This is a genomic window from Bacillus cereus group sp. MG9 (assembly GCF_040459995.1).
GTDB classification, from domain to species: Bacteria; Bacillota; Bacilli; order Bacillales; family Bacillaceae_G; genus Bacillus_A; species Bacillus_A mycoides.
The window spans coordinates 1-9129 of sequence record NZ_JARVHC010000005.1; the positions used below are offsets into that span (position 1 = coordinate 1).

Here is a 9129-nt window from a genome sequence, read left to right on the forward strand (position 1 = left end):
CAGTATTTAATTTTCTATTTTCCTCTCTCAACCCTAGATTTATCTTTTGAGATTCTTTTAAAGAATCATATAAACTATCAACTTGACGATTCAATTCCTTATTTTCTTTTACCAAATCCGTATTCTGCAAACGCTCATAATCTTTTTTTACAGTGACTGCTGCTGTTATTAATTCTTCTACTTTTTCAAGTTGCTTTGGAGAAAAAACATAATTGCCTGTTTCTTTCTCAATGATTTCAGGTTTACCAATTAATTTTGCTTTTACCTCTGTCTTGATCTCTTTCTTTTTGGTCTTTAGTGTAATTTTATTATTAGGCAATCGCTTGCTTATCTCGGTAAATTGATTCTCTATATTAGAAACTGCTTCAGCATATTCCTTGTATTGACGCACTTTCATGTACTTATGTGAACCTACATTCGCTCGTTCAAATTCTGGAATATGTTTTTTAGCCAAAGATTCAATATAAACCGTTTCTAATTGTCTCCAATTCGCAATTAGCTCCGTCCCTTTTCCTTGTACGCCTTGTTGTTGCAAGGCTCTATCCATTCCGACACGCCTCGCTAATCCTCGACTACTTTCGAAATTCGGTACATAGTTAATATGTAAATGCGGATTGGCTTCATCATCATGTAAAACCATGTTATAGACTGCTAGATTTGGATTTCTCCCTTGAAACGCCTCCGCATACTGTTTTAACGCTTCTTTTTTAGCTTCCCTATACTTTGGGTCATCTTTACCCTCTCCAACCGCTACAACCAATTCTCGTTGCTCATGTGTCTTTTCATTTTTATGTATTTTGTTATAGTAGTCCTGAATCTTACGATCATTTCGTTTTTGCTTCTCATTATACTTATCCACCGCTTCTTGAAAGACATCCTTGTATACACTTCGGATATCCTTTTGAACAAAGTAAATATTCTCGTCTAACCTGGATGGATCGATGCCAGGATTCCCATAAATGTTTTCTCTGTTATTATGGCTTAATGAACTTTGATGAGATTGATTAAATGAGATAGAGAACAACATAAAGTGCCACCACTTCCCCTAGATTAATTGATACAATAAGTCTAGCAAGGCGACGAAATTGTGTCAATTGACGTAACCCTATACTTATTTTGACACTAACGCATCAAAATCGATAGGGGTCTGCGACGCTTTTCGGCGTTGCCGATCCATGCTTAGCATGGCAAAAACACACCTTGGGCTTTGCCCAAACCCACTGGGGAACTCTTCCCCAGGCCCCCTCATTCGAACTCCCCAACCCCTCAATCCTTGAGGGGCTCCCTCGCCGGTTGGCAGGAACAAACGGTAGTTTGTTCAGTGCCAAGAGGGTTCGGGTGTAGTCCAGTTGGTCAAGTCAAATACTCCCTTCGCTTCACTAGGTCCGTTTTGATTGACCAACATACACAACGACTTCTACCTAAATTCAATTTATAAAAGTACATGCCTTAACCAAATCTATTAATCTAACATACTATGTAAAAGCGACTTTAAATCTATGAAAAAGTTGCTAAGGAGGTGAATAGAGAATGGCATCATTTGAAATTGGAGCAAGATCTCTTTTCAATTTTCGAAACCAACGTTTTTTCTTATTAGTTGAAGATGAAATTACAATTCCAGATAAAGGTGTAGAAATTGATCCAGTTAATATCTACGAAATTGACGAGCAAACTTTCAATCTTATCAGAGATGAAGGTGATACACCTGTAATTGTACCAAGTGATGAATTTCCAACTGTACCACCTGGATTTAAATTAGAACGAAAATGTATTTTTACAGTCGATAATGCATACTTTGTAATCTATGATTTAGAAGATGGAACTGATAACAACGTCCTATTAAGAATCAGTGCGGCTTTATTTAATTCATTGAGAAATTCTGGTGTTCGTGAATGTGTACCTCAAAATTTCATTTAAAAAATTAAATTAAAAGGAGTCCTAAATTAATAGGACTCTTTTTTGATAATTCGAATGTAAACTAATACATATTAGTTTACTTTCAAATATTTATATTATTAATTTTTAATGAGATAATTAAAATACTTTAGGAGGTTGATGCACTTGATGAAATTTTTCTTTATATTATCCGCTCTTTCAGCAATAATATTACCTTTACTAAATAAAACATCATTAGCAATTTTATTTACAAGTTTATTTTTTATACTTGCTATATTTTTTAGTAAACCCCGGTTTATTAAAAAATAATACAATAGTTAACTCCCCAAGATTGTTACAAAAATTGAGATTTCAGCTTATATTACCCTTTTTTCGAATGTAAACTTTTTGTTATTAGTTTACTTTCATTTCCTTGATTTTATTGACTTTATAGCAAATCACTCATTTTCTCCAAAATCATTAACAAAAGTATACATTCAAAACGTTGTAAATAAATAAGTTATGGGTACATACTACTAGTTCACATAAATCTCGTTATCAGTAATCAAAAACATCTGAATTCTATTATGTTACCTTCAGAATTTAGCTCATGACTTGTAACTTTCTTAAATAGAGGTAATACCAGTACACCCACGTATAAGGAATGATATAGGAAAAAAATGTCCAAATAATATTCCAGCCGTTACCATATAAGATTTTCCCACTTAAAACTAATATCATTTCAAAAAAAGTAGTAAATAGCGATATGAAAAAGACCGTCAAGTAAGGTCTTTTGTTTTTTTTTATAAAGAATATCAAGTAACTTGCCAAAATCGGATAAATTCCTATATTGAAAGGTAAGGCAGACAAAGTTTTTTGATCAAGAATAGGAACGATCCTCCAAAAACCACAATAAAAGCCGAATTCATTTACAACAAAAGCAACAACGCAAGAAAATGAACCAATCAGAGGTAGAATTCTTCTCTCTTTTTTGTAAAGATGAAGAATTCCAACAGCCCAAGGTAACACAAATGCAATTAGAATATTAAATAGCATCTTGACTCTACCTCCCTTTCCTTATAACCATCTTCACCTTACTCCTTATAAGTTAAACTAAAAAAAGTTTTCCAAACCAACACAACATGATAATTACAATTAGTTGAGTTATGATTAAATTATAAGACTGCTTAACTCTTATTCTGTTTTCAAAAATATATCCCATATACAAATCTAATTTACATAACCCCACTTATCAGCAGTCCATGTATCTCAAAATCTATAAAAAAAATCCCTTCAGATCTTCCTTCTAAAGGGATTTTTTGTTCACATAATCTGTATTATCAGTAATTTTTATTTATCTACTTTAAAATACTCTGGATGTTCTGCTTTCATAGATAAAATGTTACCACACTCCGTGCAAACATCAGCAATCACTCTTGAAAATTGATTAAAAAGGTTATTCGTACTAATAAGTCTTAAACATGCTTGAGCATTTAATGAATCTTGCCCGATTTCTCTAGAACCACAATTAGGACATTTCTTATTCATTTTCAATTCCTTCTTCCTAAGATTTAGTTCACATAAAATCAAATTATCAGTAGTATCCCAAAAAACTCAGAGTTCTCATATAACTCTAAGCTTTACTTTTGTATTCATTTTCCTATATTTTTTAGAGGTGGCAAGAGATAATTAATCAAATTTCAAAAAATTATTTCCAAAACTCATACCATTTCTTATCTTTACTTGCTGCAATCATCTTCTTAACTTCCTGGACTTCCCTTATTGTTTGCATGAGCATTTCATCGCGTCCCTGATTCTTCGCTACGTCTTCACTAGTATTCGTCGCTATAAGCGTTTGGGATTCCTGTATCGTTTGTATAGCGCTCAATAACTCTGATTCTCTTTGTGCGAATCGCTGGTCTTGTTCAACTAAACGTTTGTTTAATTCTTGTAGTAATTCATTTTGCTTTTCAATGACCTCGTTTTGATCTTGAAGCATCGTCTGTAGCGTTGTAGCGTTGAAATCCGGTTCTTCATAGCGCTCAATTTCGTGTCGCTCTAATGGCAATACCTCAACGCCTTGATGCCATGATACTATTTGTTTTGTGGCGTTTTCTAATGTCATGTCTGTGTCGTTCTTTAGATTGATAACCTTACGAAACACCATTACATCACTTTCTCTATACTTCCTATGCCCACGTTCATTCTTTATGAAAGTATAGCCCTCTTTTTCTAGTACATCAGCATACTTACGTAATGTACTAGATTGGATACCTAATTGCTCTGCCACGTCGCCGGGACTATATAACGTCTTCATAGCGTCTCACCTCAAAAATATATTCGCTATAGCAATGATATACCCTTTTCCCTAATAATTCACGTATCACTTGTTTCAAATTCTTAACTCCCATAATCTTTAAATGGGTAATTTGTATAGCTCGTATTACAGACCCAATCTTAGGAACACATATCAATTTTAAAATTGAATACTCGTTACATCTCAATACCAACATCAAAATCTTTTTTAATTTATACAAGATTTTATGCAAAAAAAGATAAAAAATAAAATAGCCAGGATCTTTAGAATCCTCGCTACAACAACAATGTATAAAATCATGCATATAACGATAAAAAGAGAAAACGGACAAACCTAATGACATCAAAGGTTTGTCCGTTTTCCTTGCTACCGATAATAGGACGTTATGTTAACTAGATGTGTATGAGATATACAATCAAACAAAGTTATTTTCCATTTTCATTCTTATTTTGAAATAGATGCACAATCAAAAGTCCACCAACAAATAAGATTGGAAATCCTACGACTATATATAATCCGTTTTTTGGTATTCCTAATATAATTGCAAGATAACTAAAAGAAAAAGCCCATAATGCTAAAATTATGGACTTTTTCTTTTTCATTAAAAGTTAAGCACCCCAAATCCCCTTAAAAAAGTTGTATTCGGAATATTGTAACAAAATCAAAAAAAGACCCTACAAGAGGGTCTTTCATCAGCTAATATTAAGCTTTTTGAACATTAGTAGCTTGTGGGCCACGTTGTCCTTTTTCTACTTCAAACGTTACACTTTGTCCTTCGTCTAAAGATTTGTAACCGTCGATTTGGATAGCTGAGAAATGTACGAATACGTCTTCTCCACCTTCACGCTCGATGAATCCAAAACCTTTGTCTGCATTAAACCATTTTACTTTACCTTGTTCCATAATTGTTGCCTCCTAGTGTGGATACCCACACATATGTTACTACCCTTGCTCAAATACCTTAGACGAAAAACAAAATTTATTCTTAATCTCAAACCGAACAAAAATAGGTCTATCTTAAATTAACATACTTTCTAAAAAATAGCAAATTTCAAAAATAAGTCCTTATGGTAATTAACCACTAATAGTGGTTGCTGGAGAAAAACTCACTATGATAGTCATCACAGCAAGAAGTTGCCAAAGGATCTCGACAATATCATTGATTTGATTTTTTTCAGACATTCAACAATTGATAAAATTAGCTATTTTCGAGTTAAATTTTACTTCCGATAACGGAAATTATGTAAATAAGCTGTCCATATGGGCGGCTTATTGTATTTTTTTGCTTAGCGTGGTTTTTTTCCGAAATGCTGGCGGTACCCCATATACAGCTTAAAAATAGAAAAAGACTACCTTTTCCCAGTTAAAAGAAGTAGTCTTTTTCTATTACGTAATTGGGTTTCATGAATGATGCCTTATCGCATCTTGGATAGTTTGCTCAAAGGATATTTCCCACGATTATGGAAAATATCCTTTGTTTGTTAAGTTTATTGTTGGCTAGATTGTTGGTTCTTTTTAGCTTCTGCTTGAGCGTTTTGCTGTTTTACTGCTTGTACATCTGTTTCACTAGCAAATTCCGTTCCAAATTTGTTAGATGCAGATGCAGCATTTGTTCCTACAGAAGTTTTGTTTGGTTGTTTGTTATTATTCATTACAATCACCTCCATAAAAATTAATGTTCCCAATAGGATCGTAACTATCCCAAAAAGCTTTTAACAAATATACGATTGCTAATAATAGGACGTTATGTTAACTTACTCTAAATATTTATTCATAAAGGTTTTTCTATAACTTTTATTAATCTATCATTTTTAATCACTAAACTTAAAAATGATAGATTAATAAAGAAACCTATTTATCATTTAAAATTAGCGAAATAGCCACAACCCTCTACTTAAACACTAGAAAAACTAAAATTTTAAAGGCTAATAACCCTTTAAATACCTTTTACTATAGAGACAATTGAACCCTAGTAAAATTTCATAGCATTAAAAATTAATTGCCAATTTGTCTATTACAATTACTACTTCTCAACATATCCTATCTTGAGAAGTAGTTAGAGAGTTAATTTTAAAAAACTCTTTTTCTACTTTTTTAATTTATAGGAAGGGAAGATGTAAATGCCAGAACATCATGATGAAATCCGTGCTTTGTTACGTGCATTTCAATTAGTTGGAGCAAGAGTTGTATTGTTCTTACCATCATTCCATGTAGAGGGGCTTATCACTCGAATTGGAGAAGAGTTTGTTACTCTTCGTGGTAATGGAGATGATGTTGAAGTAGAAAGTAATGCTAATGGTGAAGACCTTGAAAATCCAAACCAAATTAGTGTTAAAATTAGTTCAATTTTATCAGTTAGTGATGACCAAGGAGCATAATCAATAAAGTCAAAAAATGCAATGGGATTATAAATACCCATTGCATTTTTTAAATCTTAATTGGTATAAATCAGTCTAAAATATCGCTTTAAAGATCACTTATATAAGAAATAATTTGGCTTGTTTATTATGCCGTTTATTATCACTCTTTTACATAATATGTTTACTATATAATACAACCCTTTATTAGGAGGTGTTTAGGTGTGTCAGTTTTGTTCAAATCAAAAAAATAATAAACAACCTAAATTTAGATTGTTTAATATAAATCCTATTCCTTTTCATACTCCACCAAGATCACAAGAAAATCCTGCGGTTTCACCAGATACGGCTCATACTCCATCAAAGGTACAAAAAAATTCTACTGTTTCACCAGATACGGCTCATACTCCATCAAAGGTACAAAAAAATTCTACTGTTTCACCAAATACGGCTTATACTCCATCAAAGATACAAAAAAATTCTACTGTCTTATTAAAATTCCCAAAATCCTCCTCATCTCAACCCCAATCACAAAAATTCAAAATAAAACAAAACAGTTCGCAATCAATATTTAGTAAAGAAATATCTAAATATCAAATTGATACGTCTAGAAATATCACAGACGTTACAAATGAAATACAAAAACTTTTATATGATTATCAATTAATTCATTTACGTATCATAGTATTTTTAGAACAAATTCATATTAAAGGTTTTATAATGAATATTGATAAAGAATTAATTACTATTATTGGGCCAAATGTACAAGTAAAAAATAATTCAACTAATAAAATTATAAAATCTCCAAATAAAATCAATATTAAAATTAAATCCATTCAAGCAATTAGTGATACAGGAAACTTTCTTAAAAAAAATAATACAAATCAAATTGATAAAAACAAAAAATAAATTTATATTCATCAAAAATAATGTAAACGGATTTAAGATTTGAAATTTGCTTTTTGGCTAGAGTGCTGGCTCGTCGTGTGGGGGCGAAACCCCACGTATTACGTATCTATTTTTTGAATAAGAACTATCTTAGAACGAATTATTTAAGCGGTTCGGCTCGTATACTTGCTAGTCCAAGTCGAGAACCATTACTTTGCTTTTTGTCTGTCGGCTTGGCGAGAAAAGCACACGAGCCGAAAAAAGTTTTGCAAGGACTCTATAAAAAAGAAAAGGCGTTAGCCTTTAGGTGAGGATGAACGAACCGTTTTTTTTATGGAGAGGGTGGAGATTTTTGAGTGTTCTTCTCAAAAATACAACCCGTTCCTTGCGGAACTTTTAGCCCTATATATAAGAGTGAGAAGAGCAAAGTGAAGAAAGTCAGTAATAGCAAGGCTTTATAAGGTATAGGGTGTTGCAAAAAAGCAACACCTGTGTTGCAAAAAAGCAACACCTAAAAAATGGAAAAACACATAAAAAAAAAGATGTCAATGACATCTTTTCTTCTCATTCCTAAAATAAATAAACTGGTAATTTATGTTTTTTACCATCTTCAGCAACAAAATTTTTAAGAGACTTCTTAAAAATTCTTTGTGTAGCTTTGTCTACTCCATCTTTTGGAGAACAGCACATAATATTAGGATTTATAAACCATGTACGACTCGTACAAATACGTCCATCTTCTGTTGTCATTCCAGATTCCGCAACTGCCAATACTCCTTTTTCCATTAAAGAATTCATCATCATTGAAACCCTTGAACGATCTCTCTTCAATTCTTTTGCTAAATAACTAGGTGTAGCATTGTCTGAATCAAATTCATTTTCCTCATTCGCTCGTTCTACAAGAATATTCGTTTTAAATTCTACATAAGGCACTAAATCCATTAGAAAAGCCTTTTCAGCATTTGTAAGATAGTTTATTTTTGCTAAGTAATTATAATTATCCGTAATCATTTGCACAAACTTCACCCTATCCGTAGGCTTTTTCTTTTTACCAATGAAATATTCTTCCCCACCAGTCGCCTTACTTAACAACTGCAAAAGCATTATTTTTTCTTCTTCTGAGTAACCACCAGCTTGCAACTGGTCATAAATACTATCAATCTTACTATCTCTTATTTTCGCTTTTTTTTCAGCTTGTCCAAAATCTACAACTTTTGTCATAAAATAATTCTCTCCCTTAGTGGAAGGAATCAACTTTTATATGTTAGAATGTATATAGAATATATAAATGGTTGATTCCAACCTTATTATGAAAAACCGTCTCGCCGTCCAAAGCTAGAGCGGTTTTTCTCGTTTATACGTCTTTCTCTATAATAACATGAAACACCTTGTTAAAACTTTCCGTCTCTTGCAAAAACACAACATTCAATCCTCTTTTTCTTCTTCAAACTCATGTAATTCAATGTTTTCACCATTATCATTCCTATCTTTCCCTATCAAAATTTTGATGTCTCCTCATTTCTTTCTTATATTCGCGTTCAAATTGATTATCTACGCCCTTGCTAACCAATTCATTTTTAACAAGCTCTCTAAAAGCCTTAAATTGCTCTTTAAAAACTTTTTTCGTTTGTTGATATAAAACCCTTATGTTTGTCTGCAAATCTCTTATATGAGACTTTAATGAGCCTATTT

The 9129-nt window shown here is 32.2% G+C and carries 11 protein-coding genes and 1 pseudogene; 3 read left to right on the forward strand and 9 right to left on the reverse strand.

All coding sequences use genetic code 11. From position 1 onward, the window contains the following. Positions 1–1027: plasmid recombination protein (locus QCI77_RS30670; RefSeq protein WP_353826160.1), on the reverse strand; the 1027-nt coding region annotated here is incomplete at its 3' end. A 503-nt stretch (positions 1028–1530) separates the two neighbouring features. Here QCI77_RS30670 and QCI77_RS30675 point away from each other — a divergent pair. Next, positions 1531–1917 (forward strand): spore coat protein, encoded by a 387-nt coding sequence (locus tag QCI77_RS30675; RefSeq protein WP_353826161.1) that lies wholly within the window; start codon positions 1531–1533, stop codon positions 1915–1917. 561 nt (positions 1918–2478) lie between these two features. Here the strand turns inward: QCI77_RS30675 and QCI77_RS30680 are convergent. The 6 genes from QCI77_RS30680 to QCI77_RS30705 form a co-directional block, all read right to left on the reverse strand. Continuing rightward, positions 2479–2931, reverse strand: coding sequence for a CBO0543 family protein (locus QCI77_RS30680; protein WP_353826162.1), 453 nt, complete (start codon positions 2929–2931; stop codon positions 2479–2481). A gap of 294 nt (positions 2932–3225) precedes the next feature. Further along, a complete protein-coding gene (locus QCI77_RS30685; protein WP_172555814.1) occupies positions 3226–3423 on the reverse strand; it encodes a hypothetical protein in 198 nt (65 codons plus the stop codon). Positions 3424–3583: 160 nt separating this feature from the next. After that, positions 3584–4192: a DUF3967 domain-containing protein gene (locus tag QCI77_RS30690; RefSeq protein WP_033679031.1), complete on the reverse strand. Its 609-nt coding sequence runs from the start codon at positions 4190–4192 to the stop codon at positions 3584–3586. Positions 4193–4617: 425 nt separating this feature from the next. After that, positions 4618–4794, reverse strand: a complete 177-nt coding sequence (locus tag QCI77_RS30695; RefSeq protein WP_353826163.1) for a hypothetical protein — start codon at positions 4792–4794, stop codon at positions 4618–4620. A gap of 100 nt (positions 4795–4894) precedes the next feature. Beyond that, positions 4895–5095 carry a cold-shock protein gene (locus QCI77_RS30700; protein ID WP_002130770.1) on the reverse strand — a complete coding sequence of 67 codons (201 nt, stop codon included), beginning with the start codon at positions 5093–5095 and terminating at the stop codon, positions 4895–4897. Positions 5096–5679: 584 nt separating this feature from the next. Further along, positions 5680–5844, reverse strand: a complete 165-nt coding sequence (locus QCI77_RS30705; protein ID WP_001063579.1) for a gamma-type small acid-soluble spore protein — start codon at positions 5842–5844, stop codon at positions 5680–5682. Positions 5845–6312: 468 nt separating this feature from the next. On the opposite strand from QCI77_RS30705, the gene QCI77_RS30710 reads away from it, so the two are divergent. Together QCI77_RS30710 and QCI77_RS30715 are read left to right on the forward strand one after the other, a co-directional pair. Continuing rightward, entirely contained in the window at positions 6313–6570 is a 258-nt protein-coding gene (locus tag QCI77_RS30710; RefSeq protein ID WP_353826164.1) for a hypothetical protein, read from the forward strand. Between the two features lie 201 nt (positions 6571–6771). Continuing rightward, entirely contained in the window at positions 6772–7458 is a 687-nt protein-coding gene (locus QCI77_RS30715; protein WP_353826165.1) for a hypothetical protein, read from the forward strand. A 549-nt stretch (positions 7459–8007) separates the two neighbouring features. Here QCI77_RS30715 and QCI77_RS30720 read toward each other — a convergent pair. Further along, a complete protein-coding gene (locus QCI77_RS30720) occupies positions 8008–8658 on the reverse strand; it encodes a MarR family transcriptional regulator (RefSeq protein WP_002162441.1) in 651 nt (216 codons plus the stop codon). Positions 8659–8920: 262 nt separating this feature from the next. Next, positions 8921–9129: pseudogene (locus QCI77_RS30725) on the reverse strand (recombinase); the annotation flags it as partial.

Excerpts from the sequence above, each read along its gene's own strand:
- QCI77_RS30675 (WP_353826161.1), top strand. The coding sequence starts at position 1,531 with ATGGCATCATTTGAAATTGGAGCAAGATCTCTTTTCAATTTTCGAAAC.
- QCI77_RS30680 (WP_353826162.1), bottom strand. The coding sequence starts at position 2,931 with ATGCTATTTAATATTCTAATTGCATTTGTGTTACCTTGGGCTGTTGGA.
- QCI77_RS30685 (WP_172555814.1), bottom strand. The coding sequence starts at position 3,423 with ATGAATAAGAAATGTCCTAATTGTGGTTCTAGAGAAATCGGGCAAGAT.
- QCI77_RS30690 (WP_033679031.1), bottom strand. The coding sequence starts at position 4,192 with ATGAAGACGTTATATAGTCCCGGCGACGTGGCAGAGCAATTAGGTATC.
- QCI77_RS30695 (WP_353826163.1), bottom strand. The coding sequence starts at position 4,794 with ATGAAAAAGAAAAAGTCCATAATTTTAGCATTATGGGCTTTTTCTTTT.
- QCI77_RS30700 (WP_002130770.1), bottom strand. The coding sequence starts at position 5,095 with ATGGAACAAGGTAAAGTAAAATGGTTTAATGCAGACAAAGGTTTTGGA.
- QCI77_RS30705 (WP_001063579.1), bottom strand. The coding sequence starts at position 5,844 with ATGAATAATAACAAACAACCAAACAAAACTTCTGTAGGAACAAATGCT.
- QCI77_RS30710 (WP_353826164.1), top strand. The coding sequence starts at position 6,313 with ATGCCAGAACATCATGATGAAATCCGTGCTTTGTTACGTGCATTTCAA.
- QCI77_RS30720 (WP_002162441.1), bottom strand. The coding sequence starts at position 8,658 with ATGACAAAAGTTGTAGATTTTGGACAAGCTGAAAAAAAAGCGAAAATA.